Annotated in this window: 28 protein-coding genes; 17 read left to right on the forward strand and 11 right to left on the reverse strand. The window is 53.2% G+C overall.

The annotated features are described in order from the left end of the window. Nucleotides 1-18: 18 nt before the first annotated feature. The 3 genes from M0D42_RS13175 to M0D42_RS13185 form a co-directional block, all read right to left on the reverse strand. Complete coding sequence (locus M0D42_RS13175; RefSeq protein ID WP_265019071.1) at nucleotides 19-1,290, reverse strand: bifunctional folylpolyglutamate synthase/dihydrofolate synthase; 1,272 nt, start codon at nucleotides 1,288-1,290, stop codon at nucleotides 19-21. Between the two features lie 96 nt (nucleotides 1,291-1,386). Then, a complete protein-coding gene (accD, locus tag M0D42_RS13180; RefSeq protein ID WP_265019072.1) occupies nucleotides 1,387-2,325 on the reverse strand; it encodes an acetyl-CoA carboxylase, carboxyltransferase subunit beta in 939 nt (312 codons plus the stop codon). Between the two features lie 59 nt (nucleotides 2,326-2,384). Then, nucleotides 2,385-3,266: a CPBP family intramembrane glutamic endopeptidase gene (locus M0D42_RS13185; RefSeq protein ID WP_265019073.1), complete on the reverse strand. Its 882-nt coding sequence runs from the start codon at nucleotides 3,264-3,266 to the stop codon at nucleotides 2,385-2,387. A gap of 109 nt (nucleotides 3,267-3,375) precedes the next feature. Here M0D42_RS13185 and M0D42_RS13190 point away from each other — a divergent pair, with 109 nt between their 5' ends. From M0D42_RS13190 to M0D42_RS13205, 4 genes are all read left to right on the forward strand, one after another. Further along, nucleotides 3,376-3,957 carry a hypothetical protein gene (locus M0D42_RS13190; protein ID WP_265019074.1) on the forward strand — a complete coding sequence of 194 codons (582 nt, stop codon included), beginning with the start codon at nucleotides 3,376-3,378 and terminating at the stop codon, nucleotides 3,955-3,957. A 155-nt stretch (nucleotides 3,958-4,112) separates the two neighbouring features. After that, nucleotides 4,113-4,886 carry a DUF6478 family protein gene (locus tag M0D42_RS13195; protein WP_265019075.1) on the forward strand — a complete coding sequence of 258 codons (774 nt, stop codon included), beginning with the start codon at nucleotides 4,113-4,115 and terminating at the stop codon, nucleotides 4,884-4,886. A gap of 10 nt (nucleotides 4,887-4,896) precedes the next feature. Further along, a complete protein-coding gene (locus M0D42_RS13200) occupies nucleotides 4,897-5,271 on the forward strand; it encodes a hypothetical protein (protein ID WP_265019076.1) in 375 nt (124 codons plus the stop codon). Between the two features lie 90 nt (nucleotides 5,272-5,361). Continuing rightward, nucleotides 5,362-7,389, forward strand: coding sequence for an NADPH-dependent 2,4-dienoyl-CoA reductase (locus M0D42_RS13205; RefSeq protein WP_265019077.1), 2,028 nt, complete (start codon nucleotides 5,362-5,364; stop codon nucleotides 7,387-7,389). Here M0D42_RS13205 and M0D42_RS13210 read toward each other — a convergent pair. Continuing rightward, a complete protein-coding gene (locus tag M0D42_RS13210) occupies nucleotides 7,386-7,736 on the reverse strand; it encodes an antibiotic biosynthesis monooxygenase family protein (protein ID WP_265019078.1) in 351 nt (116 codons plus the stop codon). The genes M0D42_RS13205 and M0D42_RS13210 overlap by 4 nt on opposite strands. Then, nucleotides 7,733-8,056 (reverse strand): NIPSNAP family protein, encoded by a 324-nt coding sequence (locus M0D42_RS13215; protein WP_265019079.1) that lies wholly within the window; start codon nucleotides 8,054-8,056, stop codon nucleotides 7,733-7,735. The genes M0D42_RS13210 and M0D42_RS13215 overlap by 4 nt, the downstream gene beginning before the upstream one ends. 70 nt (nucleotides 8,057-8,126) lie before the next feature. Between M0D42_RS13215 and M0D42_RS13220 the strand changes: the two genes are divergently transcribed. Further along, nucleotides 8,127-8,819 (forward strand): ArsR/SmtB family transcription factor, encoded by a 693-nt coding sequence (locus M0D42_RS13220; protein ID WP_265019080.1) that lies wholly within the window; start codon nucleotides 8,127-8,129, stop codon nucleotides 8,817-8,819. A 147-nt stretch (nucleotides 8,820-8,966) separates the two neighbouring features. Further along, nucleotides 8,967-9,872: a LysR family transcriptional regulator gene (locus M0D42_RS13225; protein WP_265019081.1), complete on the forward strand. Its 906-nt coding sequence runs from the start codon at nucleotides 8,967-8,969 to the stop codon at nucleotides 9,870-9,872. A 91-nt stretch (nucleotides 9,873-9,963) separates the two neighbouring features. Here the strand turns inward: M0D42_RS13225 and M0D42_RS13230 are convergent, their stop codons facing one another. Continuing rightward, nucleotides 9,964-10,566 (reverse strand): MlaC/ttg2D family ABC transporter substrate-binding protein, encoded by a 603-nt coding sequence (locus tag M0D42_RS13230; RefSeq protein WP_265019082.1) that lies wholly within the window; start codon nucleotides 10,564-10,566, stop codon nucleotides 9,964-9,966. Continuing rightward, the gene (locus tag M0D42_RS13235) at nucleotides 10,556-11,224 is read right to left on the reverse strand and encodes a VacJ family lipoprotein (RefSeq protein WP_265019083.1); all 669 of its coding nucleotides are present in this window, start codon (nucleotides 11,222-11,224) and stop codon (nucleotides 10,556-10,558) included. The genes M0D42_RS13230 and M0D42_RS13235 overlap by 11 nt, the downstream gene beginning before the upstream one ends. Nucleotides 11,225-11,572: 348 nt before the next feature. On the opposite strand from M0D42_RS13235, the gene M0D42_RS13240 reads away from it, so the two are divergent. Genes M0D42_RS13240 through M0D42_RS13255 form a run of 4 tightly spaced genes read left to right on the forward strand, consistent with a single transcriptional unit; the run spans nucleotide 11,573 to nucleotide 14,311 of the window. Then, nucleotides 11,573-12,034: a RidA family protein gene (locus M0D42_RS13240; RefSeq protein ID WP_265019084.1), complete on the forward strand. Its 462-nt coding sequence runs from the start codon at nucleotides 11,573-11,575 to the stop codon at nucleotides 12,032-12,034. After that, nucleotides 12,031-12,798, forward strand: coding sequence for a glycerophosphodiester phosphodiesterase family protein (locus M0D42_RS13245; protein ID WP_265019085.1), 768 nt, complete (start codon nucleotides 12,031-12,033; stop codon nucleotides 12,796-12,798). The genes M0D42_RS13240 and M0D42_RS13245 overlap by 4 nt, the downstream gene beginning before the upstream one ends. 44 nt (nucleotides 12,799-12,842) lie before the next feature. Continuing rightward, nucleotides 12,843-14,024: a GNAT family N-acetyltransferase gene (locus tag M0D42_RS13250; protein WP_265019086.1), complete on the forward strand. Its 1,182-nt coding sequence runs from the start codon at nucleotides 12,843-12,845 to the stop codon at nucleotides 14,022-14,024. Further along, entirely contained in the window at nucleotides 14,021-14,311 is a 291-nt protein-coding gene (locus M0D42_RS13255) for a 4a-hydroxytetrahydrobiopterin dehydratase (protein ID WP_265019087.1), read from the forward strand. The genes M0D42_RS13250 and M0D42_RS13255 overlap by 4 nt, the downstream gene beginning before the upstream one ends. A gap of 67 nt (nucleotides 14,312-14,378) precedes the next feature. On the opposite strand, the gene M0D42_RS13260 is transcribed toward M0D42_RS13255, so the two are convergent. Next, nucleotides 14,379-14,867, reverse strand: coding sequence for a peroxiredoxin (locus M0D42_RS13260; RefSeq protein ID WP_265019088.1), 489 nt, complete (start codon nucleotides 14,865-14,867; stop codon nucleotides 14,379-14,381). 86 nt (nucleotides 14,868-14,953) lie between these two features. Between M0D42_RS13260 and M0D42_RS13265 the strand changes: the two genes are divergently transcribed. The 3 genes from M0D42_RS13265 (at nucleotide 14,954) to M0D42_RS13275 (ending at nucleotide 17,765) form a co-directional block, all read left to right on the forward strand. Then, on the forward strand, nucleotides 14,954-16,162 hold the full coding sequence (locus M0D42_RS13265) for an NAD(P)/FAD-dependent oxidoreductase (protein WP_265019089.1): 1,209 nt from the start codon (nucleotides 14,954-14,956) through the stop codon (nucleotides 16,160-16,162). Next, nucleotides 16,159-16,725, forward strand: a complete 567-nt coding sequence (rsmD, locus tag M0D42_RS13270; protein WP_265019090.1) for a 16S rRNA (guanine(966)-N(2))-methyltransferase RsmD — start codon at nucleotides 16,159-16,161, stop codon at nucleotides 16,723-16,725. The genes M0D42_RS13265 and rsmD overlap by 4 nt, the downstream gene beginning before the upstream one ends. Nucleotides 16,726-16,904: 179 nt before the next feature. Further along, on the forward strand, nucleotides 16,905-17,765 hold the full coding sequence (locus M0D42_RS13275) for a DUF2189 domain-containing protein (protein ID WP_265019091.1): 861 nt from the start codon (nucleotides 16,905-16,907) through the stop codon (nucleotides 17,763-17,765). 30 nt (nucleotides 17,766-17,795) lie between these two features. On the opposite strand, the gene map is transcribed toward M0D42_RS13275, so the two are convergent. Both map and sfsA read right to left on the reverse strand, forming a co-directional pair. Beyond that, a complete protein-coding gene (map, locus tag M0D42_RS13280; protein ID WP_265019092.1) occupies nucleotides 17,796-18,605 on the reverse strand; it encodes a type I methionyl aminopeptidase in 810 nt (269 codons plus the stop codon). Between the two features lie 68 nt (nucleotides 18,606-18,673). Continuing rightward, nucleotides 18,674-19,378 (reverse strand): DNA/RNA nuclease SfsA, encoded by a 705-nt coding sequence (sfsA, locus tag M0D42_RS13285; RefSeq protein ID WP_265019093.1) that lies wholly within the window; start codon nucleotides 19,376-19,378, stop codon nucleotides 18,674-18,676. 103 nt (nucleotides 19,379-19,481) lie between these two features. On the opposite strand from sfsA, the gene M0D42_RS13290 reads away from it, so the two are divergent. The 4 genes from M0D42_RS13290 (at nucleotide 19,482) to M0D42_RS13305 (ending at nucleotide 22,521) form a co-directional block, all read left to right on the forward strand. Then, nucleotides 19,482-20,018: a TetR/AcrR family transcriptional regulator gene (locus tag M0D42_RS13290; RefSeq protein ID WP_265019094.1), complete on the forward strand. Its 537-nt coding sequence runs from the start codon at nucleotides 19,482-19,484 to the stop codon at nucleotides 20,016-20,018. 61 nt (nucleotides 20,019-20,079) lie between these two features. Next, nucleotides 20,080-20,799, forward strand: coding sequence for a competence/damage-inducible protein A (locus tag M0D42_RS13295; protein ID WP_265019095.1), 720 nt, complete (start codon nucleotides 20,080-20,082; stop codon nucleotides 20,797-20,799). Next, a complete protein-coding gene (locus M0D42_RS13300; RefSeq protein WP_265019096.1) occupies nucleotides 20,796-21,518 on the forward strand; it encodes a GNAT family N-acetyltransferase in 723 nt (240 codons plus the stop codon). The genes M0D42_RS13295 and M0D42_RS13300 overlap by 4 nt, the downstream gene beginning before the upstream one ends. 55 nt (nucleotides 21,519-21,573) lie before the next feature. After that, the gene (locus M0D42_RS13305; protein WP_265019097.1) at nucleotides 21,574-22,521 is read left to right on the forward strand and encodes an OmpA family protein; all 948 of its coding nucleotides are present in this window, start codon (nucleotides 21,574-21,576) and stop codon (nucleotides 22,519-22,521) included. 14 nt (nucleotides 22,522-22,535) lie between these two features. Here the strand turns inward: M0D42_RS13305 and M0D42_RS13310 are convergent, their stop codons facing one another. After that, on the reverse strand, nucleotides 22,536-24,689 hold the full coding sequence (locus tag M0D42_RS13310) for a transglycosylase domain-containing protein (RefSeq protein ID WP_265019098.1): 2,154 nt from the start codon (nucleotides 24,687-24,689) through the stop codon (nucleotides 22,536-22,538). Between the last annotated feature and the right edge of the window lie 258 nt (nucleotides 24,690-24,947).

Genomic DNA, 24,947 nt, shown 5'->3' on the forward strand with positions numbered 1-24,947 from the left:
GCGCGGCAAAAAAATTCACTACCCGTTCTCGCGCAGGACCACCCCAGCCAGATAGAGCGAACCGCAGATCAAAACGCGGCTGCCCGGTGCGACTTTCAGAATGTCACGAAGCGCCACTTCAACGTTCTCAGCAATCTGAGCTTTCATGCCGACCTGAGTGGCAGCAAGCGCCGTCGCTTCTGCAGGTAGCGTGTTTGCTTCTCCTGGAATGGAGACGGCGGTCAGGCTCTCAACTTCTTTGGCGATGGGGGAGAGGTAGCCGCTAACGTCCTTAGTGTTCAGCATACCGCAGATCAGATGTGTGTCGCGCTTTGGAAGCGATTTCAGAAGCTCTGCAATCGCAATACCCGCAGCGGCATTGTGGCCACCATCAAGCCAAAGTTCAGCGTCGCCTGCGGCCTCAACCAGCGGGCCGGTTTTCATACGCTGCATACGCGCAGGCCATTCAGCATTTGCCATGGCTGCCTCGCAAGCCACCTCATCTGCCCCAAGATGACGCAAGACGGCCAACGCGGCACCCGCGTTTATAACCTGGTGCGCACCCAGAAGCGCGGGCATTGGAAGGTCCAGCAAACCACGCTCGTCCTGATAAATCAGACGTCCACGCTCCGTGCTAACATGCCAATGTTGCCCATAGGCCAGTAGCGGCGCGCCAAGACGTGTCGCAGTGGCTTCGATCACTTCCATAGCCTCATCTTCCTGAGGGCCAACAATGCATGGAACTCCACGTTTAATGATACCCGCCTTTTCGGCGGCGATCTTTGCAAGGGTGTTCCCAAGAAACTGTTCGTGATCGATCGAGACCGGCGTGATCACGGTGACTTCGGGTTCGATCACATTGGTTGCATCCAACCGCCCGCCAAGTCCAACTTCCAGCAAGGTGTAATCCGCCTTTTTGCGCGCGAAGGCGAGCAATGCGGCACAGGTGGTGATCTCAAAATAGGTGATGTCAATGCCACCATTCTTGGCGTAACACTCATCCAGCACCTCAGAGAGGTGGTCTTCCGAAATCAGCTCTCCCGCAAGACGGATGCGCTCATGAAAGCGCGCAAGGTGAGGAGAGGTGTAAGCGTGCGCAGTTCGCCCCATCCCCTCAAGCCCTGCACGGATCATGGCTTGCGTAGAACCTTTACCATTGGTGCCCGCAATATGGATCACAGGTGGCAGGTCTTTCTGCGGATTATCCAGCGCTTTCAATAGACGCCAAACGCGATCCAATGTCAGATCAATGACCTTTGGATGCAGGGACATCATGCGCTCTAGAATGGCATCGGAAGATTCGGTCGTCATGGCGTGTCTCAAATCAATTTCTGGCAGAATCGCTATATAAAAAACGCGCCCGGCTCAATGCGGGGCGCGTCATAAATGGTCGAAATTCCGTATAGGTTACTCGGCTTTTGCGGCTTCAGCAGGTTCTCCCGCCGCATCTGTGCCGTTTTCAGCGCTCGGGGCAGGTAAATCGCCTTTCACGGCAGGTGGCAGTTCCAGCAGCATCCGCACGATTGTGATCAGCTCTTCGCGCATCTCATTACGGTCTGTCACGCGATCCAGCATACCATGATCCAGCAGGTATTCTGCGCGCTGGAAGCCTTCTGGCAACTTCTCGCGAATAGTCTGTTCGATCACGCGGGCACCGGCAAAACCGATGAGAGCATTAGGCTCTGCGATTTGTACATCGCCAAGCATTGCGTAAGACGCCGTTACACCGCCCGTCGTCGGGTGGGTCAGTACAACAATGTAAGGCAGCCCTGCCTCTTTCAGCATTTGAACCGCGATGGTCGTACGCGGCATTTGCATCAGGCCCAGAATACCTTCTTGCATCCGCGCACCACCGGCAGCGGAAAACAGAACCAATGGGCGCTTCATTTCAACCGCGCGTTCCGCAGCTGCAACGATGGCGTTGCCAACATACATGGACATAGAACCGCCCATGAATGAGAAGTCTTGCGCACAGGCCACAATCGGGGTTCGTCCGATTTCACCCTCAGCGACCAGCATCGCTTCTTTTTCGCCGGTCTTCTTCTGAGCCGCCTTCATGCGTTCAGGGTACTTCTTCTGGTCTTTGAAGTGCAGCGGATCCGCGATTGGCGCAGGCACGTCGATCTCTGTGAAAATGCCGCCATCAAACAAAGACAGAAAACGATCGCGTGGCGAAATACCCATATGGTGACCGCACTGTGTGCAGACATTCAGATTTTCTTTCAGCTCACGATGGAACAGCATCGTCCCGCATTCACCACATTTCGTCCAAAGATTCTCTGGCACTTCGCGGCGCGAGAAGATGGAGTTGATCCGAGGACGGACGTAGTTGGTGATCCAGTTCATAAAAAGCCCCTGAAGACGCGTAACAGAAGTGAAATAAGCCGCAATTCAGGGAAATGCAATTAGCGCCTGATGGCAATTCGCGCCCCAAGCCACAAACACAGCAAAATTGGCCCTTCCAAGATCAAAGCAGCGCGCACCAAATCAACATCTTGTGGGCCATAAGGAACATGTAAGAGCGCCAGACCATCCCAATGGTGTTGCATGGCGACAATCATGATCGCCACGATATTGTTCACGAAATGCATAGCAATCGCTGGCCCAAGGGAGCCACTTCGCGCCGTCAAATCAGCGGCCGCGATGCCAAATGCGGTCGCCCACAAGGCGATGAGCATTGCATTTTCACCATATACTTCTGGGCTGAAATGCAAAAAGCCAAAAAAGATGCTTGGCAGGACCATCCAGACAAGAGGGCTTGCAAACCGAGCGGCCAATTGGCTTTGCAGATATCCGCGAAAGATAAGCTCTTCGGTTGTGACTTGGATAAACAGCCCTAGGAGTGCAGGCAAAACCAGTGGCAGCCACGCGGGAAAACCCAGATGCATTAGTGGTTGCTGGCCTGCAGGCGACGGCAAAACCAAAATGACAGCGACCAGCAGCAACACAATCCGGAACACGCGGAAGAAATCACGGAACGCAGGCTGAATTGGCCCTAAAAGACTCGTGAACGACCTATCATGCACGAGACGCACAACCACCCAGAGAGCCGCAGCAGGCATGATAAACGAGAACAATGTTACAAGCATCGCTCTCGCTGTGTTGCCGGTGATCAGCTCGTATTCAAGGCGATCCCACGCCTCAATAGACTGCAGTATCTGGAAAAGCCCGAGATTGAACGCAATTACCGCGATAAATAAAATGACAAGCCCCACAGATAAACGCGGCAGGCTCGCGCTGGCGCGGGCCGGGGCAATCATATTCTGATGGGCATCATAGGCAGACATGCCACAGCTCTAACGAGGTTTCAGCCATTGGGCTAGAGCTGACATTTACGAAACTTGCCGCCGTCGTTTTGGTCCGCTATCCAATCCAGACCTCTGGAAACGTAGCTAAATGTCCGCCATACCGTCAAAGATCAACATCGGTTTACTCTTCATTGCAGGTCAAATTCTGTTGGCCTGTTTGCCGGAGGTGAGTTCAACCGAACAACCGAGCGCCTGGACCAAATCTCACCGCTTAGGAAATGGCGACATCATCGCAACAGCCCCAGTTGGCTATTGCGTCAACCGCAGTGCAAGACCGACGGCTAACTTTGTCCTCATGGTGAATTGCGACGTTCTAACCGATCAAGCGCGGACGGCCCCTAAATCACGAGGGATATTGACGGTTAGCAGCAGTGGAAGACTAGGCGATCAGGCACAAGTCATTGATTTAGAAAAGTCTTTGGGCGAAGGAAGCACTCAATCCACAAAGGTGCCCGGTCTGGTTGTTCGACAGATGACTGAACAGACCACACCCCGGCTTCCCGGTGCTGCGCCGAACCATTGGCGAGGACTTCTCCAGTATAATAACCGGATCGTAAGCTTTGCAGCCTACGGACCAGAAGGTGGGTCTGTGACCGGCTCAGCTGGGAAACGCTTGCTTGAAAATTTGGCGAAAGAGACCGTGTCAGCAAGCCAACCTTCGGGTCAATAAAGCCGGTCTAAATTCTGGGCTCCTGCGGAAAAAGTTAAAATCTGCCGCTTTTGACGCCTCTAGACGTTTGTTTCAAATAAACCAATCGGCTACACAATACAGAAAGAAGTCGTGAATTGTTTCCAAATCGCGATCAGTAGGTGACTCGGAGCAGTATGGGTACTCGATCAGGTAAACTTTGGCAGCGCATGGTGCAGCGTGGGGTCACACGGTTTTGGGCGCAAGCGGCGCGTGAAGCATCCAATTCGAATCTAAGGGTTCTACGTCGCAGACGCTTGCTCGCACGAAAACTCCGCAATCATTTGGACACGTTGATATCGATAGCAGATGGACGCCTTGCGCTTCCAATAATCGGGTCCAATACCTTTCCCAAGCCTCATGGGACCGATTGGGCATGGCGCCCAACGGTCTGGCGCGACAGCCTGCCATCCAAAGGCATGGTGGCCGTTAAGTCCAAAGAAGGTCTAGGGCAGGAAGTGACACTTTTTCATGACTGCACAATTTCAGAACTTACTTTGCGCCAGCTTCGAAACACCCGCGCGAAAGATCTAGCGCCTTTTGGCCTGCGCATGGATGTTTTTCGCTTTGACGGCTCCTTCCTGTCTTTGGTTGTCGATTTTCCCAAAGAGGCCCTCCAGGACCTCAATCGTCAGTACCTGATCCGTATGGACACCATCGTTGAGATGGAAAAGCCGCTGGAAATCTTCGCCCGTTTCAACATCAAGCACGGCCCGAACACAGAACAGATTGTGAGAGAACTGCCCCTTCATGAAGAAGAAATCATGGTGGAATTCGATCTCGCCTATTCGAAACTCAATGAAAAGAGGATCGACAAAGCCTGGGTCGATTTGATCTTTGAAGGTCCAGAAATGAACCAAGTCATTTTGCGCGATGTCACCTTTAGCCGTCGCCCACGTGCCGAGATGTAAGGACTAAGAGATGAGCAACTATAGCATCAGCAAAACCCGTCTCTTTGAAGGCATCTGGGAAGGCATTGTTTCATCAGAAGACAAAACCGCCGATCAGCCGCATCTTGAAGCGAGCCATCTGGAAAAACCGCTTGAAAACCTAAAGCTTGTACAAGTTGGTGATGGGCGGTGGACCCTGCGCATTCCGATCCCAGCGCATATTCTGGCCGACGGCGTTCAGACGATTTTGATCCGGGATATCATGGCTCAGGAAACTCTAGAGGTGATCACCATCATCTCAGGAGAAGCCATTGCAGAAGACATCCGCGCAGAGATGGACCTTCTGCGCGCAGAACTCGATATGCTGAAACGTGCCTTCCGTCGTCACTGCCTTGAGACAATGTAGGAAGGTCAACCTCGGATCGCTTACGCAACGTTGGCCATGACAGCCCTCTTCAGAAACGGCAAAGTCTGACTCCGACAAATGGAGACAGCTATGACTCGCTATCCAAATCTATTTGAACCACTCGACCTTGGTTTCACGACACTGAAGAACCGCGTGTTGATGGGATCCATGCACACAGGTTTGGAAGAAACCAAAGATTGGAACCGAGTCGCAGAGTTTTATGCGGAGCGTGCTCGAGGCGGTGTCGCTCTAATGGTGACCGGCGGCATGTCTCCGAGTCCTGAGGGAGGGGTGTTTCCCGGAGCCGCTGGGCTGTTCAGCGACGAAGACATTTCCAACCACAAGATCGTAACGGATCGCGTACATGAAAACGGCGGTAAAATCGCTATGCAGATTTTGCACGCAGGTCGCTATGCCTATGGTCCAGATTGTGTAAGCGCCTCACCGGTCAAGTCGCCTATCTCCCCTTTTCCGCCAAAAGAATTGGATGAAGAGGGTATCAAAAAGCAGATCAACGACTTCATAATCGCAACCGTCCGCGCCAAAGAAGCAGGCTATGATGGCGTCGAGATCATGGGGTCTGAAGGATATTTTCTGAACCAGTTTCTTGTCACGCATACCAACAAGCGCACAGATCGCTGGGGCGGCGATTATGAGAACCGAATGCGTTTGCCTGTAGAGGTCGTGCGTCGATGTCGCGAAGCAGTTGGGCCTGACTTCATCATCATCTACCGCATCAGCATGATCGACCTTATCCCAAATGGCTCAACCCATGCCGAGGTCGTGCAGCTCGCTCAGGCCATAGAGAAAGCGGGGGCCACCATCCTGAATACGGGGATAGGCTGGCACGAAGCTCGCATCCCGACCATAGCGACCAGCGTCCCGCGCCGCGCCTTCGCCTGGGTGACAAAGAAGCTGATGGGCAAAGTGTCTATTCCGGTGATCACCAGCAACCGCATCAATACGCCGAAAGTGGCCGAAGAGGTTCTCGCCGAAGGCTGCGCAGATATGGTCTCAATGGCGCGCCCGTTTTTGGCCGACAGCCAGTTTGTGCTGAAGGCGCAGGCTGATCGCGCAGACACCATCGCACCCTGCATTGCCTGCAACCAAGCCTGCTTGGATCATACGTTCAGCGGCAAAATTTCGACCTGTCTCGTCAACCCACGCGCCTGTTATGAAACAGAGCTTCCGATCCTCCGCGCTCAAGAGACAAAGCAAATCGCAGTGGTGGGCGCTGGTCCGGCGGGCATGTCCGCTGCCATGACCGCAGCCGAGCGGGGGCACAATGTTACGCTTTTTGATCGCGACAGTTCCTTAGGTGGCCAACTGAACGTTGCCAAACAAGTGCCGGGTAAAGAAGAATTCTGGGGGCTGGTTGATTGGTTTGAAACCATGCTCAAAGAAATGGGAGTAGAAACAGCACTTGGCCAGACAGTCTCAGCCGGGGACTTAGAAGGATTTGATGAAGTCATCATAGCTACAGGAGTTGTTCCACGTGATCCAGCTATTCCGGGGCAAGATCATTCAAAGGTTTTGGGCTATCTGAATGTGCTGAAACACGGCGCTCCCGTGGGCAAAAAGGTTGCTGTCATTGGCGCTGGTGGCATTGGTTTCGACGTGGCTGAGTTTCTCGTTCAGGAAGGGGAAAGCCCATCGACCAATCTTCCAGATTGGATGGCAGAATGGGGTGTGACCGATCCCGAAAGTGCACCTGGTGGATTGGCTGAAGGCGGCGCAAAACCCGAAGCTGCGGCGCGCGACGTTATTCTGCTTCAGCGCAAAGCCAAGGCCTTGGGCAAAGGTCTTGGGAAGACCACCGGCTGGATTCATCGCATGAGCCTGCGCATGAAAAACGTCCGCATGATCGGTGGAGTGAACTATGAGAAAATTGACGACGCCGGGCTTCATATCTCTTTTGGCGAAGCGCGAGAGAATCCTGAAGTATTGGATGTCGATAACGTTGTGATTTGCGCCGGGCAGCTTTCAGAGCGCAGTCTTGCGGATGCTCTAGAAGCCAAGGGGATCAACTGCCATGTGATCGGTGGCGCCGACGTCGCGGCAGAGCTCGACGCAAAACGCGCAATCAATCAGGGCGTGCGACTGGCTGCAGAACTCTAATCACTGTCATGCGTTTTTAGGCTATCGGCCGGAGCTTCATCCCGTTCGGTCATACCGTAGTCCCGCAAAACGGAAGCCACTCGGAGGCGGTAATTCGCAAATATCCCAGTGCGGCCTCGAGATTGCGCGGCACGATGTTCGGCCACGGTGCGCCATTCGGCGACTGCTTTTTCGTCCCGAAAAAAGGAAAGCGATAGGAGCTTTCCTTCCTGTGTCAGACTTTGAAACCGCTCAACCGAAATGAACCCGTCGATCTGTTCCAAGAGTGGTTTCAGCTCTGCTGCGATATCCAAGTAGTCCGCTTTGCGGCCTTCTGCGATTTCAACTTCAAATATCACTGCAATCATCTCGCTTCCCCATGTGGCTCAGAGGCAAGTTTCAGAAAAGTTCGATCTTCCCGCAAGATGAAACGCTCTCTCTGCGCAAACTGAAAGTTTTCGCGCCCCAAGGGATCGGCGGACAAGCGAGCCCTGTAAGCTTCATAGTCTGCCAAGCTGGCGATATTGTAGATGCCATAAGCTAATGTACTGCTGCCTTCGTGGGGTGCGTAATAACCGATCAGATCAGCACCGTTCCGAGGAATGGCTTGGCCCCAATTGCGCGCGTATTGCTCAAACTGAGATTTCTTGGTCGGGTCGATTTGATATCGAATAATACAGGTAAGCATGACATCTCCTAGTCTTTGACCAGCAGCCTATCCTCTTGCTTTGCCTTTATGCTTCGGCCATGGTCGAAGTATGAAAGAAGGTCCTAACTTTTCTCAGATCGCCGCTCTGATCGGTGACCCGGCTCGTGGAAACATCCTGACGGCCCTGATGAGTGGCAAAGCCCTGACAGCCAGCGAGTTGGCGAGTGAAGCCGGTGTCAGCGCACAAACGGCCTCTGTTCACCTATCCAAGTTGCGAGAAAGCGCCTTGGTCTCAGAGCGGAAATCAGGCCGGCATAAGTATTTTACTTTGGCGAGCGACGAGGTCGCAGATGTTCTGGAGGCCCTCATGGGACTTGCTGCGACAACCGGAAACCTCCGAACACGCACTGGGCCAAAAGACGCCGCAATGCGTGATGCGCGGGTGTGTTACAATCACTTAGCTGGAAATATGGGTGTGCAAATGTACCGCGCCATGAGAGCACATGGGCATATTGTTGGAACAGAAGCTGAGCTTAAGCTTTCTGACTCCGGCAAAGTCTTCATAGCTGATCTGGGCGTCGACATTGAAAATCTGCCCAAAAGCAAATCTCCGTTGTGCAAATCCTGTCTGGACTGGAGCGAACGGGAATCTCACCTCTCCGGGCAGTTAGGCCGAGCATTGTTGACCAAATTCTATCAGTTGGGTTGGGCGCGCAGGTTGCCGGATAGTCGTGTGATTGAGTTCACAAAATCTGGAAAAATCGCTTTTGAACAACGGTTTGGCAGTGATAAAACTCCCTGATATGGCAGCATGTTTTTGGTATTATGTTGTTTCCACGCCTTGAACGATCCCTGACAAAACCCTGATATTGTCCGCCCCCTGCCCATTTCGCGCCTCATTTTGAGATCAGACCTAGGGTCAACGAGTTTTGACCACGAGGAATGCGAAATGGATCGCCTTACGGAAATGGAAGCCTTTGCCACGGTCGTTGACCAAGGTGGCTTCACCGATGCCGCGAAAAAGATGGGCATCTCCAAATCCGCGGTCTCCAAACATGTGTCCAGTCTGGAGGCACGTTTGGGTGCCCGCCTGCTGAACCGCACCACCCGTCGGGTGAGCCCGACGGAGATTGGCCTAGCCTATTATGACCGCGCACGCCGCGTTCTGAATGATGCTGGAGAGGCTGATGCATTGGTCACATCTATGCAATCAGCGCCATCCGGCCTGCTGCGCATTTCTGTGGCTACGGATTTTGGTGTGAACCACTTGAGCCCCGTACTGGGCGAATTCCTGGCTGACTTCCCAGAAGTCACGGTGAATATGGTTCTGAACAACCGCTATGTAGAGCTGATCTCTGAAGGCTTTGATATGGCCATTCGCGTTGGTGAATTGGAAGACAGCTCACTACGTGCCCGCAAGCTTACGGAAACCACAACCCGTATGATTGCGAGCCCTGAGTACTTTGAGAAACATGGTCGTCCCACAAAGATCGACGACTTGAACGATCATAAGCTGCTGCATTACTCCAGCCAATCCAATGGTGCGGTTTGGAAACTGACAGCACCATCTGGCGAAAAGCGCCAAGTGCGTACCGCTGGCTGGCTCAGCGTAAATGACGGTCAATCGTTGCTGAATGCTGCGATTGCAGGTCTCGGTATCGCTTACCTGCCAAGCTTCCTTTATGCAGACGCAATGGAACAAGGTCTGGTGATGGATGCGATCCCTGATCTGCCGATCGAGACACAAGGCATCTATGCCGTTTACCCACCAGGTCGTTTCACGCAGCCTAAAGTACGCGCATTCATCGACTTTCTGGTACATTCCTTCGCGGCCAAAGGCCCGACGGACTGGTAACCCTAAATTTTCCCAAGGCTAACCCAAGCCCACTTCCCCGGCCTACCCGCCGGGGTTTTTTGTTGCATTCAGATTGAAGAAAAGATGTGGCTTAGCCAGCTTTTTTCAGATCTGAGATCAGACCATCGATGTTGCCACGTCGCTTGTCGAGCATCGCACCGATTTCGCTTTTCTCGGTCAGTCGCAGGCTGATGCCTTCGATGATCATATCAAAGAAAAGGTCTTTGCCGGATTTGTCTGATACGAGGAAATTCAACTCGAAGGGTGACTGACCTTTGAGATGCGCGGTTCCCTGCACCTCGTAGAAGCTTTTGACTTTCCGCGTCCCGTTCACTTCAATCCGACCACCGACAAATTCGTTAAAGCGTTTGCCGTATTTTCGTGAGATATAGCCGGTGAATGCGCTGATATAGGCGCGTTCCTGTGCGCCGCTCATCCGGCGCGCATCGGCACCCAAGGCAGATCGCGCAATGATGCGCACATCACCATAGCGCTTAAAAATGCCTTCAAACTCACGGATCATGCCTGACAAAGATTTGCCGGAACCGATCACCTTGTTGATGTCTGCCACCACGTTATTCACCAGAACTTCCGCCTGACGGCTGTTCAAAGCCAAGGCGTGGCTTGGTAGTAAGGCTGCGGCAGCTACCGCGGTTAGAAATCCGCGGCGTTTCATCAAAAATTTATTCTGCATATGGGTCATCATACGGGTCCAAATAGGCATCCTCTCCGCTTACGCCAAGTTCGAAGCGGCGATTCTGCAGGTAAAGAATTCGTGCTTGGGCGTAGCTATCTGCGCTTTCGTAGAGAACGGAATCAATTGTTCCACGCAGTTCATAGCGGTCGCCCATACGGTCCGCGACGTTTGCTGTGGTCCCAATATAGCTTTCAGGGCTCGGCAAAACGACTGACACAGGGTCGAGCGCGAAATCCAAAATCGTCCCCATGGCATCGCGCTCTGTGGATGGCCCTAAGAGAGGCAGCTCAACATATGCGCCCTCTTTCATACCCCAGACGTGGAAGGTCTCGCCGAAATCGGTTTCACGACGTGGTATGTTCAGCGCATCCGATGGATCAGCAATGCCGCCTAGTCCAAAAATGGTATTAAAAACAAAGCGGAAGCTATTACTACCCGCACCCTTCAGATCGCCTTGTAGCAGGTTGTTCACAACGTCTGCAGGCAGCGAAAGGTGGTCTGCAAAATTGGACACCATCAAGCGCGCGTCTTCGTGAATGTAGCTCCCATAGCCGTTGGATACGGGACGGAACAGCACGCGATCAACTTTCAAGTTGAACTCGTGGACCTCTCTGTTTGAGGCCTCTTGTGGATCATAAATTTCAGCAGAGCTCACAACTTCGTTCTGAGAGGCGCAGGCACCTAACAGTGATAATGAAACCAACAAAATGAACGCGCGCCCCAGAATGCGGGGCGAATATGAGCTAGAAACAGGCACGGATATACTCGACTGTGAACAGACAACTCCCATTTAGATTACAGACTGAAATAGACTACACCTCAAGGTGTTTTCACTCGCTTGTTGTGGCTTGCTGGTCACAGGCGAAAATTTGCCGGATGATTTGGGCAGGTGTCATGACCAAACCGCTAAGAAATTGATGAAATTTTTTGTTCTTTAGAAACCTGCTTCTCAAATCTAAATGGGACGTCTAGCTTGCCGCTAACGACTCAGAAGGAGATAGACATGGGTGTTTTTGAAGCGAAACTGGCCGAAATGGGCATCACTTTGCCTGAGGCACCTGCTCCGGCAGCCAACTACGTGCCTTATGTGCAATCTGGCAACCTGGTCTATGTTTCAGGCCAGATCGCAGCCGGGCCAGATGGCTTCATCACCGGCAAGCTCGGAGATGACATGGACGCAGAAGCTGGCGCTGCGGCAGCCCGCACATGTGCCATCGCGCTTCTCGCTCAAGTAAAGGCCGCATGCGGTGGAGATCTGGATCGCCTGGTACGTGTGGTGAAACTGACTGGTTTTGTGAACTCCACACAAGATTTTACAGACCAACCGAAGGTGATCAACGGCGCGTCTGATTTGTTTGGAGAAGCTCTTGGTGACGCTGGCCTGCACGCCCGTGCAGCCGTGTCTGCACCGTCCCTGCCCTTTGGTGTGGCCGTGGAAATCGATGGTGTCTTTGAGGTCAAATGACCCAACTTGATCCAATATTCTTAACGACACCGATCGCGCATCGTGCTTTGCACGACGTGAAAAATGGCCGCCCGGAAAACAGCCGGGCCGCCATCCAAGCTGCGATTGATGCGGGCTATGGGATCGAAATAGATCTGCAATTGTCCCAAGACCAAATGCCAATGGTCTTTCACGACTATGATCTGGCACGCCTGGCTGAGTGCAAGGGCCCAGTTCAACAAAAAACGTCACAAGAGCTGGCATCGATTCCGCTGATTGGCGGTGATGAAACGATCCCAGATCTGAAAGAGGTGCTCGAACTGATCGATGGGCAGGTGCCATTACTGATCGAATTAAAAGACCAAGACGGACAAATGGGTGAAAACGTTGGTGCGCTAGAGGTGGCAACGGCGGACCTCCTGAGAAGCTACGACGGCCCCGTTGCACTGATGTCATTCAATCCAAATACCGTTGCCGCTCTGGCGCAGCTCTGTCCTAACATTCCAAGGGGTTTGGTCACGAGTTCTTACAAGCCAGATGTTTGGGCACCGTTGTCCGCAACAGTCTGTGACCGGCTGCGTGACATCCCTGACTACGATCGCGTTGGTGCAACTTTCATCAGCCACGAAGTCTCTGATCTGAAGCGCGCCCGCGTCGCAGAGCTCAAAGCGCAGGGTGCGCGTGTGCTTTGCTGGACAGTGACCTCGCCTAAATCTGAAGCACAAGCGCGTGAAGTAGCCGAGAACATCACCTTCGAACAGTATCTTGCACAACATCCCGCTTGAAGCCGCTGCCGACAACGCCAAGTATGGCTAAGTGGGAAGGGTGCATGTCAGACACTGCAATTGAAATTCAAGTTCACGCCAGTTTGGCAAGCATCAAAGCCAGCGACTGGGACGGCTGTGCTAATCCTGACAGAGGAGCACGCCCTGTTGATCCTTTCACCACGTACCGATTCCTGAAAGCTCTGGAAGATAGTGGATCTGTGGGACCTGGCACGGGCTGGCAGCCACAGTATGTCACTGCGCATGCAGATGGTGAAATGATCGCTGCCACTCCTCTTTATGCGAAAGGGCACAGTCAGGGCGAGTACGTCTTTGATCACAACTGGGCGCACGCCTATGAAAACGCAGGCGGACGATATTATCCGAAACTGCAAATTGCTGTACCGTTCACACCCGCCACGGGTCGCCGATTTTTAATCCGTCCGGGCTTTGAAGACGTCGGTCAAGCCGCATTGATGCAGGGCGCAATGGAGATCGCGAAGGTCAACCATGTGAGCTCTATCCACGCCACTTTCTGCACAGAGAAAGAGGCCAACGTCGGTCAGCGGCTGGGACTCCTAAATCGAACGGGGCAACAGTTTCACTGGATCAATCACTCTTACCCAGACTTTGAAGCCTACTTGGCCGACCTTAGCTCTCGCAAACGCAAGAACATTCGCAAAGAACGCGCTAGTGCTCAGGGGTTTGGTGGCAGCATTCGCAGCTACACTGGGGACCAAATAGAGCCTCATCATTGGGACGCGCTCTGGACGTTTTATCAGGATACCGGCAGTCGCAAATGGGGCTCGCCCTACCTCACACGCTCCTTCTTTGACTTGATGCACGAAACCATGCGCGACGATGTGCTGTTGATCTTCGCTGAACGCGACGGATTACCAATCGCAGGTGCAATGAATGTCATTGGCCGCCACACGCTTTTTGGGCGTTACTGGGGCTGCATTGAGCATCATAACTGCCTGCATTTTGAAGTATGCTATTATCAGGCTATAGACTGGGCCATCGCAAATGGGCTGGATCGGGTCGAAGCTGGCGCGCAGGGAGAACACAAACTGGCGCGCGGCTATTTACCGGTCAAAACCCACTCACTGCATTGGTTTTCTGATCCAAACTTTGCTGATGCGATTGCCCGTTACCTTGTTGCAGAGCGCGAGGCCGTGAACGATGAGATTGAAGTCCTTACCGAATACGGCCCCTTTCGCAATGAAACACGGGAGGAACAGGAATGACGGAAAAACTTAGCAATGCAGCACGGGAGGCAATGCTTGGACCTCTTTTAGAAAACGGCTGGCAGCTGGATCAATCGCGCGATGCGATTGCGAAGACGTTTAAGTTTGGCAGCTTTATCGAAGCTTTTGGCTGGATGACCCGTGCTGCCATATGGGCCGAGAAATGGAACCATCACCCGGAGTGGCGGAATGTGTACAACCGCGTCGAGGTGACATTGACCACGCATGACGTCGATGGGCTTTCCTCTCTTGATGTGAAACTCGCCCGTAAAATGGATACTTTGTAGGTTTGAACTTTGGAACGAAAAAGGGCGGGGATTTCCCCGCCCTTTTCTTTGTGGTTATCTCAAGACGTCAAATCTTTTCGAGCAGCTCCTCGCCGGTCGTCAGGCTACATACACCGGCTTCCTCTTCGAGATTCAAAACCTTCACAACGCCATCTTCAGCCAGCAAAGCAAAGCGTTTGCAACGGTTGAAGAAGCCTAGCGGAGGGACGTCAAATGCCAGTCCGAGCGCCTGAGTGAGTTCGCTCTGAGGGTCAGCAAGCATTGTTACGCCGGCCGCACCCGCTCCTGAGGCCTCGTCCCAACGCTGCATGACGAAAGGATCGTTCACTGCAATGCAAATCACTTCTTCAACACCCTTGGCTTTGAAGCCATCTACAGTGCGCATGAAACTTGGCAAATGCGCGCGGTCGCAAGTGCCAGTGAATGCACCAGGCAGGCCAAAAAGCACAACCTTCCGTCCCTTGGTCAGACTCTCAAGTTCAACAAATTGCTGACCGTCCGCTCCCATGGTTGAAAGGCTAGCATTCGGCAAAGTGTCACCAACTGAAATCGTCATTCCGCGTCTCCGTAATTGCGTTTCCTATTTCAAGGGATATAGGGTGAGCGCTGAAGTCGGCAACGCAAATTTCTGAGGTTTTGAAGATGTCACATGTGATTGTTGTTGGCGCGGGACAAGCCGGAGCTTCCTGTGTCGCTAAATTGCGCAGCGAGGGCTTTGACGGTGACATCACTCTGATCGGGTCTGAACCTGCTCTGCCTTACCAAAGACCACCACTGTCTAAGAAATACCTACTGGGTGAAATGGAGCTGGAACGCCTGTTTCTACGCCCTGAAACCTTCTACGAGCAAAACAATATTTCCTTGCGCCTTGGGGAAACCGTTGACGGAATAGATCCAATCGCGCGTACCGTTTCACTTGGAAAAACCACTCTTCAATATGACGAACTTGTCCTTGCGACAGGTTCACATCCGCGCCACCTGCCAGAGAGCATTGGTGGCACCCTCGATAATGTGTTTACCATGCGGGATCTGGCGGATGCAGATGCGATGGCACCCCATTTCGCTGAGGGAAAACACGTTCTCGTCGTGGGGGGCGGTTACATCGGTCTGGAAGCAGCGGCTGTGGCGGCTTCGAAAGGGCTAAAAGTCACATTGGTCGAAATGGCGGACCGGATTTTACAGCGGGTCGCCGCCGCCGAGACATCTGACTACTTCCGCACTCTACACAGCAGCCATGGCGTCGATATTCGCGAAGGGGTTGGCTTACAAAACCTTGTTGGGGATGAGCAAGTCACGGGAGCAGTTTTGTCTGATGGTTCCGAATTGTCCGTTGATTTTGTGATTGTTGGCGTGGGCATCACTCCGGGAGTGTCTCTAGCGGAAAAGGCCAAACTTGAAATCGACAATGGCATACAAACAGATGCTCATGGGCGGACGTCAGATGCTCATATTTGGGCCGCCGGGGATTGCGCCTCTTTTCCCTATCGCGGAGACCGCATTCGATTGGAAAGCGTGCCGAACGCCATCGATCAAGCAGAGGTCGTGGCGCAAAACATAATGGGCGCGGGCAAAGATTATGTGGCTAAGCCCTGGTTCTGGTCTGATCAATACGATGTGAAACTGCAAATCGCCGGCCTGAATGCGGGCTTTGACACAGTCATTGTTCGCGACGGCGATGAAGGCAGCCAATCGGTCTGGTATTACAAAGGTGATGAGTTGCTGGCCGTCGACGCCATGAACGCACCGCGCGACTACATGATCGGCAAGCGTTTGATCGAGGCTGGCAAATCCCCTTCTCCAGAGCGGGTCCGCAACCCTGAGACAGATATGAAGGCTCTTCTGAAAGCATGAGGATCGTTGCCGGACAATTCCGCGGGACGGCGCTGGCTGCTGTAGGCAAAGGCGACTCCGCCGCGCATCTGCGACCGACGACAGATCGAATACGTGAAAGCCTTTTCAACGTGCTGCAAGGTGGAAAATTCGGAAATCCAATTGCAGGTGCTCGCGTGCTTGACCTATTCGCGGGGACAGGCGCACTTGGCCTAGAGGCGCTGTCGCGCGGGGCGGAAAGCGTCTGCTTTGTTGACGATGGTCGCAAATCTCAAAACCTCATAAGGCAGAACATCCAAATCACACGCAGCAAAGCCTCTTGTACACTTCTAGGCCGAGACGCTGCGCGGCTACCTGCGAATTCTGATACGCCTTACGATCTGGTCTTTCTGGACCCTCCTTATGGAAAGGGACTGGGACTGAAAGCCCTGCAATCCGCTGTGAGCGGAGGCTGGATCGCCAATGACGCTTTGATCGTCTTTGAAGAAAACGCACCGCAAATAGCGTCAGAGGGTTTCACGCTTCTGGACCAGCGAAAATACGGCGACACCCATATCACCTTTCTCGAATTCGCCGGGGATTGAACCGCGTTCACGATCATTCTCGGCATTGTGACATCTCCGATCCGTTTCTGTGCTAAGCTGGTTCCAGGATCGCGGGCCAATCCGGAACTGACACGAAGGCCCGAGGAAACGACGCAATACCCATTGGGCGTTTGAAGGTTCCGTGATCTCGGCCTGCTTGAGTAATCAAGGAGGAGAAAATGGTTCAAACCATTGGGAACCCATTGTCTTGGGGCGCTAAGGCGCTCGGCAGCACTGGACGCACAGCTGGCGAAGTCGCGGCTCATCTGGGCGGCGATGCAGAAACGACGCCAAAGATTCAAAAGCTGAGCATGGACGATATCCGTGCGGCTCTCTCGTTAGGTTGGCAAGACGTATTGAAGTTTCGCAGCGACGTTCTGGCGCTTGTGGTGATATATCCGCTGATCGGATTTGCCTTGGCTTTTCTGGCCTTTGAGCAAGCGTTGCTACCCATGCTGTTTCCGATGGCGGCAGGTTTTGCGCTCTTAGGGCCAGTTGCCAGCATTGGAATGTATGAAATCAGTCGTCAGAACGAAGAAAACGGGTCAGCGAGTTGGGGATCAGCGCTGTCAGCTTTACGCGGCCGCGTGGTCGGACCCGTTATGACGCTTGGCTTCTTTATGCTGGGCTGGTTCATGCTTTGGATGGCGGCAGCCTTTGCGATCTACTCAGTAACACTTGGTCCGGCAATGCCGACGAGCACCATGGGTTTCATATCGGATGTCTTCACCACTTCGGCAGGGTGGAGCATGATCATGGCTGGAATGGCCGTTGGGGCTTTCTTTGCCGTGGTGGTCTTACTGGTTTCTGCCATCGGATTCCCGATGTTAATCGACAGGCCTGTCGGATTGCCGGTTGCTGTGGTCACCTCCGCAAGCGTGGTTCGGCAGAATTTAATGCCGATGATCGGCTGGGGTGTGACTGTGGCAGTCCTACTCGCCTTGGCATCTATCCCGGTCTTTCTTGGGCTGATCCTTGTACTGCCTTGGCTTGGTCACGCGACATGGCATCTCTACCGGATGGCTGTCAGTTACGACTAAAATCTAAGGGCGCCGTGAGGCGCCCTTTTCTTAGCTTTTGTAGGTCGGATGAAATGTCCCGGCGGGCGAGAGTGTGAATATCTCAAACCCGTCTGACGTGACCCCAATTGAATGCTCAAATTGCGCCGACAGAGATTTGTCGCGGGTCACAGCGGTCCAATCATCTGCAAGCACTTTGGTCTCTGGACGACCCAGATTGATCATCGGCTCGATCGTAAAGAACATACCTTCTTCCAGTACTGGACCTGTTCCCGGGCGTCCATAATGCAGGACATTTGGTGGCTCGTGGAATTGACGCCCGAGCCCGTGTCCGCAGAAGTCGCGTACAACGCTCATACGGTGCCCTTCTGCAAAGCTCTGGATAGCGTGACCAATGTCGCCAAAGGTATTCCCTGGCTTCACGGTTTCGATGCCCTTCATCAAGGCATCATGAGTGATTTGGATCAGACGTTCGGATTTCCGAGACAACCTACCCGCCACGTACATGCGGCTTGAATCGCCAAACCAACCATCCACTATCGTGGTCACATCGATGTTCAGGATATCGCCATCCTTCAGCTTTTTCTCGCCCGGAATACCGTGACAAACCACGTGGTTCACAGAAATGCAGCTGGCGTGCTGATAGCCTTTGTAACCGATGGTCGCTGACTTGGCACCTGCCGCTTCCACCTTTTCGGTGATGATCCGGTCGATCTCACCTGTCGTCTGGCCCGGATAAACATGCTCCGCGATCTCATCGAGAATCTTTGCAGTCACCTGACCGGCGGCATGCATACCGGCATAGTCAGCCTGCTGATAGATCTTGATCCCATCACGGGTTTGTCCTGCCCTACCAATCATATGGTGTGCTCCAAGTGGTCAAAGTTTCTTCTACTTAGGATGGATTGTCCTAAAGAACCAGAGGGGCCTTAGCGAATAAACGGCAATGATTTTCCGATGAGAATTTCCTGTGGAGTGATTTGGCAATCATACGCAAGAACCTGAACGCCAGCATCAATCGCTACATCAAACGCCGTCGCATAAGTCGGATCAATGTCCTCTGCCAATGTCACGTGATCGCAATCGGTTCGTTGGACGAGGTACAGCATCATGGCCTTATCCCCATTTCGCACAACTTCCGTTAGCTCTCCAAGATGCTTCGTTCCCCGCGAAGTCACGCTGTCAGGAAACTCCGCCTTTCCCGGCTCACGTGAAAGGGTCACCGATTTCACCTCGACATAGAGATCAGGCGCGGCTTCTTTTGTGAGTAGAAAATCGATCCGGCTGTTCTGGCCGTATTTCACCTCTGGTCTAATGGTCTGGTAATCCGCCAACTCTGGGAGTTCCTTCGCCATCAGCGCTGCCTTTAGAGCACGGTTCGGGACCGATGTGTCCACGCCAGTGAAATGACCATTTTCATGATCCACGATACGCCAGCCGTATTTGAGTTTCTTCTTGGGATCATCATTGGGTTCAAGCCAAATCCTGATCCCCGGATCCTTCAGCCCCATCATGGAGCCTGGATTGGCGCAATGAGCAGTTATCTCTGTTCCATCTTCCAGCCGCGCGTCAGCGAGGAAGCGCTTGTAGCGTTTGATGAGGGTGGCTGGGACAAGGTCTTGGGCAAAATTCATAGGCTTAACTGCCCCACACTTTGATCCAATCAAAGCACGGGGTTGCCGTTTGTTTCGAACTTTATATCTATCTAATGATAGACAACCAAAGTTAAGTGAGCCCGTGACACGTTCTGATACAGCCAATCGAATCTTAAATGTGGCAGAGAAAGCCGCGCGGGCTGGAGGCTATGGTGCCTTTAGCTTCCGAGAGATTGCCGCAGAAATCGGGATTAAATCCGCCTCTGTTCACTATCATTTCCCGACAAAGGAGGCCTTGGGTGAAGCATTGGCGGCCAGATACACTGATCGCTTTCTAAGTGCATTGGGTGATCCACACTCCGGTTCGCGGCATGAAAACTTGCAGTCCTATATCCAGAACTATGCAAAAGCACTGAAAGACGACGGGCTAATGTGTCTCTGCGGCATGTTCGGAGCCGAGATTCAAAAGCTGCCAGAATCTGTCGCCAGGCAAACCCAAGACTTTTTCAAACGCAACCTCGTATGGCTTGAATCTGTCTACATGGCGGCAGGTGCAAATGAGATCGAAGCGCGACAAAATGCTGCCAGCCTAATCTCTTGTCTAGAGGGAGCCATGATCCTTGCGCGTGCGATGGAAGATTCAGACCTATTTGACCAAGCAACTGCCCATCTTGGCTGAGCCCTTTTGACTTGTCTCATCGGATGGTCACGCTAATTTGCCAGCGATTGAAGGAGCCATCATGCAAAACCCAACCGCAGCAATGGTCGTTATCGGCGACGAAATCCTTTCCGGTCGCACGCGCGATGCGAATATGCATTTTTTAGCCTGTGAACTAACGCAAAAAGGCATCGATCTCAAAGAAGTTCGCGTGATCAGCGATGACGCTTCGATTATCACTGAAACCGTGAAACAAGTGGCGGGATCTTACGACCATGTGTTCACCTCAGGTGGTATTGGTCCGACGCATGATGATATCACCGCCGATTGTGTTGCCGCTGCCTTTGGTCAACACATCGATGTCCGCGCTGATGCCAGAGACTTGCTGCAAGCCCACTACGACAAGACCGGACGAGAATTGAATGAGGCCCGGCTTCGCATGGCGCGTATTCCAGATGATGCGACCTTGATCGAAAACCCGATTTCCATCGCGCCAGGTTTCGCAATCGAAAATGTCTATGTCATGGCAGGTGTTCCCTCGGTATTCAAAGCGATGGTTGCCAGCGTACTTCCCGGCCTTACCGGTGGGGCACCACTCCTTTCTGTTTCAGAAAGGATTGAGCGTGGAGAAGGTGATATTGCGGGGCCTCTGGCAGTATTGGCGGAAAAATACAGTGACCTGTCGATTGGCTCCTACCCGTTTCAGGACAATGGGCTTTATGGTGCGAACATCGTTGCAAGAGGCACGGACCAAGCTCAGCTTGATGCCTTTGTGACAAACCTAAAGAAAGTATTCGCGTGACCTTACCTACGATTGAAACGCTCTACGACGTCTGTGAAGCTACATGGCCCTGCGCTTCGGCGTCTGAAGCAGGTGGATTTGTCATCCGCGACGGGCAAGGCGGTGGAAAGCGCGTTTCTGCAGCGACTCTGGCTGGCGCATTGAAAGATGCAGATATTGGCGTCGCTGAATTAGCCATGGCCAGTTTGGATCAATCACCTCTCTTTCAAGTTCGTGAAGGTGAGGATACACTCGATGCCATCTTGGCTGACAACGGTTATGACATCATCGATCCGGTTAACGTCTATGCCGCACACGTGGATGTTCTGGCGACCGAACGCCCGCCTCGCACCGTCGCCATCCCTGCATGGGAACCCCTTCAGATCATGAAAGAGATGTGGGCTGCAGGTGGAATTGGCCCAAAGCGCATAGACGTGATGCATCGTGCAAAAGGTCCGAAAACTGGATTTGTCAGCCGTTGGCAGGACAAACCTGCCGGGACTTCTTATGCGGCAATCCACGAAGGCATCTCGATGATGCATGCGCTAGAGATTAAAGCAGAACAGCGACGGAACGGCCTCGCACGCTGGGCAATGCGACGCTTAGCCTATTGGACCATGGAAAATGGCGGCGAGACGGTTTCAGTCATCTGCACGCAGGAGAACGAGGCTGCAAACGGGCTTTATCAGTCGCTGGGCATGACCAAAATCGGTACTTATCACTACCGTATCAAAGCCTAGCGAGCGACACTTTGGTACAGTTGCATCCCTGATCGGCCTACCGCATACAGCTAATATGAACCGTTTGATTGCCATCATGGCCGTATCTTTGGCCACAACTCCTGCATTTGCGCTTGATCTCGCCATGCCAGCTGGCAGCGCATTAATCGCGGATGACGTGCAGGAAGACGGCAGTTATGCCTTGCCAGACGGGCCATACCTAGATGGCTATCTTTCCTCTCGGCAGGTGACTGGTCACCTCTCTCGACAAGCTTGGCATCTGGACGGCGAGACGCATACAACCGAGCAATTGATTGATCCACTCAGAAGTCAAATTCAAGCTGCCGGTTTCGCCATTCTGTTGGATTGCGACGCCCAAAGCTGCGGCGGTTTTGACTTTCGCTTTGCCACCGAAGTTCTGCCAGCGCCCGATATGTTCGTTGATTTGGTGGACTATCGTTTTGTGTCGGCCCTGAAGGAATCCTCGTCAGGTTCCGAAGCGATATCCGCTTTGGTCAGCACATCTGACACCAAAGGCTACATCCAGCTGATCGCTGTTCAACCCGGGCCGACCTCCGAGTCTCTCCCACTCGCCAAACCCGTTGAGGGCAATCCTGTGGAGCCGGTTTCAGTCAATCTGTCAGTACCCACTGACCTCGCCAAGGCACTCGATGTTGGCGGCCATGTCGTCCTGAGCGATTTGGAATTTGAAACAGGATCATCAAACCTATCCGATGGGCGCTTTAACTCCTTGCAGTCTATTGCGACTTATCTTTCTGATCATCCAGGGCGCCGGATCGCTTTGGTGGGGCATACTGACAACGTGGGCAGTCTGGAGGGCAATGTAGCACTTTCTCAAAAGCGCGCGCGGGCTGTGAAAAACCGCCTTGTCGAAACACTCGGCGTTTCAGAAGGTCAGGTTGAAGCGCAGGGCGTCGGTTACCTTGCCCCAATCGCATCGAACCTGTCAGAGGCAGGTCGCAACGCAAATCGTCGGGTTGAAGCCGTGTTGCTGACAGAGTGAACTGGCCAAGACGCTTAGTTCACGCCCAGAATACCCTTCAGCAACTGCTCCAATACATTCTCACGATTATTCTGACGTTTGGGCGGCAAAACGGTCGGCTTCGGTTTAGGTGTGAAAGCTGGCAGCGCGCTCGGTGACATTCCGTCAGTCACTCGCAACATGACTTCTTTCCAAATCTCGGCAGGCAACCCCCCTCCGGTAACGCCAGTCAGAGGTGTATTGTCATCGTACCCCATCCAAACGCCTGCCACATAGTCGGCGGTAAAGCCAATGAACCAAGCGTCCTTTGCGGCGCTGGTCGTGCCGGTTTTACCCGCAACCTGCCATCCTGGAAGCTGCGCCCGCGCGCCTGTGCCTTCAGAGACCACTTTGGACATCATATATATCAGCTCACGTGCCGCACCCTCAGTGATGACGCGCTCTCCGATACCGCCGCCTGATCCCATCAAAGGCTCAGGTTCACCCTGAAGCTTAAGTTCAACCAAGCCAAACGGCGTTACAGACGAGCCGCCATTCAGAATACCCGCATAGGCACCGGTCATTTCCAGAAGAGAAGATTCAGACGCACCAAGCGCTAGAGCTGGACCATCCGCCAGATCGCTTGCGATCCCAAAATCCCCTGCAACCTTGCGCACATTGTCTCGTCCGACAGACTCCGAAATCTTTACGGCCGGAATATTGAGTGAATTCATCAAGGCCCATTCCAGCGAAACTTCGCCATAATGTTTGTTGGTGTAGTTCCTTGGACACCATTCCCCCGAACCCGGGATGTTCAAGCAGTAAGGCGCATCAATAACTGTGTCGGTATGGTTGTACCCCAGATCCAAAGCCGTCGCATACACGAAGGGTTTGAATGCAGACCCGGTTTGACGCTTGGCCTGAACGGCGCGGTTGAACGCACCAGAGACCTTTGTCTTCCGCCCGCCTACCATCGCTCGAACAGCCCCATCAGATGACATGACCACAATTGCCGCTTCCGCTTTAGAGCCCTCACGTACCTTGTTCTCAAAGACCCACTGCAGACCTTCCTCAGCCGCCTTTTGAATGCGCTGATCCAAAGTTGTGGAAATGATTACATCTTCTGTCGTGTTGTTGGTGAAGAACTCCGGCCCGGTGGACATCACCCAATCAGCAAAGTAACCGCCCGCCTTCGCCTGTGCCGCCTGTGACAGCGTTGCCGGGTTGGCCTGCCACTTTGAAGTCTCAGCATCCGACAAGAAACCTTGCTCATTCATCAATCGCAAAACCGTGGCGCCTCGATCTTGCGAACGCTGCAGGTTGTTGGTTGGAGCCAGACGTGTCGGCGCTGTGAGCAAGCCAGCGATTATGGCTGCCTCAGACGGATTTAAAACTGCCGCGCTTTTTCCATAGTAGCGCTGAGCCGCTGCTTCCGCACCATAGGCACCGCCACCCATATATGCACGGTTCATATAAATTGAGAGGATGTCATCCTTTGAATATTTGGCTTCCATCGCCAATGCAAAGATCGCCTCTTTGATTTTCCGCGCCATCGATCCGCGCCGACAATCCGCCACATAGGCCGCTTCGCTGTCCCACTGGGTCTTATCGTATTCAACACCAAGGCACAGAAGCTTTGCAGTCTGCTGAGTAATCGTGGAACCGCCATGGCCCGACAAAGGCCCACGCCCTTCGCGCAGGTTAATACGCACGGCAGAGGCAACGCCCCGCGGACTTACACCCAAATGGCGATAGAACCGTTTGTCTTCAGTCGCGATCACAGCATTCTTAAGATGTGGTGAAACCGTTGCGGTGGTAACAACACCTCCGAATTGATCCCCACGCCAAGCAAAGACCTCTCCATTTCGATCTCGCAGCGTCACAGACCCCTGCGCTCGACCGTCCAAAAGCTCATCAAGTTCCGGAAGGGTCATATAGACGTAGGTGACAGCCAGACCGATAATCAAAGCCACGACCATGGCGCTCCGCCATGTCAGTTTCCAGATCAATCTGAAAAACCAGCGGATGATGTTGGTAAAGAACCCAATAATGCCGGTGCGCTTCGCCTTCGGACGACGCGCAGCACCTCTGGCACGTTTCTTGGTGGCTTTGGGTTTTGGACGTGGCTTAGCCTTCTTGCCCGCCGACGCCTTCGCCCCATAGCGCTTCTCTGCCACCAATGGAGGCTTTTTTCGTCTGGAATCACTCATTCCATTGTCTGCCCGAAATCGTCTGTTTTGCGGCAGTTTACCTAACACAATTGTAAATGTAGAGGCGAACTTCACGAGAAATCCGCTTCCAATTTCGATTAAAAAATAATCAACAAACCGCATTTGTGCAAAAATTGTGCGTTTTTCGTTGGTCAAAAGCCCATTTTTCCCGCGTTTTGCTTCGAAATGCCCGCTCTAAGCGCTTTTCTGCGGCTGCACAGTCGCGACGGCCTTCTGTGGGCCGTCCGTATTCAGAAA

Origin of the sequence: Cognatishimia activa, assembly GCF_026016445.1 — a bacterium.
GTDB lineage: Bacteria > Pseudomonadota > Alphaproteobacteria > Rhodobacterales > Rhodobacteraceae > Cognatishimia > Cognatishimia activa_B.

What these genes read in the sequence shown, in the direction of transcription:
- map (WP_265019092.1), bottom strand. Translation starts at nt 18,605, where the DNA reads ATGATTGGTAGGGCAGGACAAACCCGTGATGGGATCAAGATCTATCAG.
- M0D42_RS13185 (WP_265019073.1), bottom strand. Translation starts at nt 3,266, where the DNA reads ATGTCTGCCTATGATGCCCATCAGAATATGATTGCCCCGGCCCGCGCC.
- sfsA (WP_265019093.1), bottom strand. Translation starts at nt 19,378, where the DNA reads ATGAATTTTGCCCAAGACCTTGTCCCAGCCACCCTCATCAAACGCTAC.
- M0D42_RS13190 (WP_265019074.1), top strand. Translation starts at nt 3,376, where the DNA reads ATGTCCGCCATACCGTCAAAGATCAACATCGGTTTACTCTTCATTGCA.
- M0D42_RS13260 (WP_265019088.1), bottom strand. Translation starts at nt 14,867, where the DNA reads ATGACGATTTCAGTTGGTGACACTTTGCCGAATGCTAGCCTTTCAACC.
- M0D42_RS13220 (WP_265019080.1), top strand. Translation starts at nt 8,127, where the DNA reads ATGAAAGAAGGTCCTAACTTTTCTCAGATCGCCGCTCTGATCGGTGAC.
- M0D42_RS13210 (WP_265019078.1), bottom strand. Translation starts at nt 7,736, where the DNA reads ATGATTGCAGTGATATTTGAAGTTGAAATCGCAGAAGGCCGCAAAGCG.
- M0D42_RS13305 (WP_265019097.1), top strand. Translation starts at nt 21,574, where the DNA reads ATGAACCGTTTGATTGCCATCATGGCCGTATCTTTGGCCACAACTCCT.
- accD (WP_265019072.1), bottom strand. Translation starts at nt 2,325, where the DNA reads ATGAACTGGATCACCAACTACGTCCGTCCTCGGATCAACTCCATCTTC.
- M0D42_RS13265 (WP_265019089.1), top strand. Translation starts at nt 14,954, where the DNA reads ATGTCACATGTGATTGTTGTTGGCGCGGGACAAGCCGGAGCTTCCTGT.
- M0D42_RS13310 (WP_265019098.1), bottom strand. Translation starts at nt 24,689, where the DNA reads ATGAGTGATTCCAGACGAAAAAAGCCTCCATTGGTGGCAGAGAAGCGC.
- M0D42_RS13200 (WP_265019076.1), top strand. Translation starts at nt 4,897, where the DNA reads ATGAGCAACTATAGCATCAGCAAAACCCGTCTCTTTGAAGGCATCTGG.
- M0D42_RS13175 (WP_265019071.1), bottom strand. Translation starts at nt 1,290, where the DNA reads ATGACGACCGAATCTTCCGATGCCATTCTAGAGCGCATGATGTCCCTG.
- M0D42_RS13230 (WP_265019082.1), bottom strand. Translation starts at nt 10,566, where the DNA reads ATGCAGAATAAATTTTTGATGAAACGCCGCGGATTTCTAACCGCGGTA.
- M0D42_RS13250 (WP_265019086.1), top strand. Translation starts at nt 12,843, where the DNA reads ATGTCAGACACTGCAATTGAAATTCAAGTTCACGCCAGTTTGGCAAGC.
- rsmD (WP_265019090.1), top strand. Translation starts at nt 16,159, where the DNA reads ATGAGGATCGTTGCCGGACAATTCCGCGGGACGGCGCTGGCTGCTGTA.
- M0D42_RS13195 (WP_265019075.1), top strand. Translation starts at nt 4,113, where the DNA reads ATGGGTACTCGATCAGGTAAACTTTGGCAGCGCATGGTGCAGCGTGGG.
- M0D42_RS13240 (WP_265019084.1), top strand. Translation starts at nt 11,573, where the DNA reads ATGGGTGTTTTTGAAGCGAAACTGGCCGAAATGGGCATCACTTTGCCT.
- M0D42_RS13215 (WP_265019079.1), bottom strand. Translation starts at nt 8,056, where the DNA reads ATGCTTACCTGTATTATTCGATATCAAATCGACCCGACCAAGAAATCT.
- M0D42_RS13225 (WP_265019081.1), top strand. Translation starts at nt 8,967, where the DNA reads ATGGATCGCCTTACGGAAATGGAAGCCTTTGCCACGGTCGTTGACCAA.
- M0D42_RS13205 (WP_265019077.1), top strand. Translation starts at nt 5,362, where the DNA reads ATGACTCGCTATCCAAATCTATTTGAACCACTCGACCTTGGTTTCACG.
- M0D42_RS13275 (WP_265019091.1), top strand. Translation starts at nt 16,905, where the DNA reads ATGGTTCAAACCATTGGGAACCCATTGTCTTGGGGCGCTAAGGCGCTC.
- M0D42_RS13295 (WP_265019095.1), top strand. Translation starts at nt 20,080, where the DNA reads ATGCAAAACCCAACCGCAGCAATGGTCGTTATCGGCGACGAAATCCTT.
- M0D42_RS13245 (WP_265019085.1), top strand. Translation starts at nt 12,031, where the DNA reads ATGACCCAACTTGATCCAATATTCTTAACGACACCGATCGCGCATCGT.
- M0D42_RS13255 (WP_265019087.1), top strand. Translation starts at nt 14,021, where the DNA reads ATGACGGAAAAACTTAGCAATGCAGCACGGGAGGCAATGCTTGGACCT.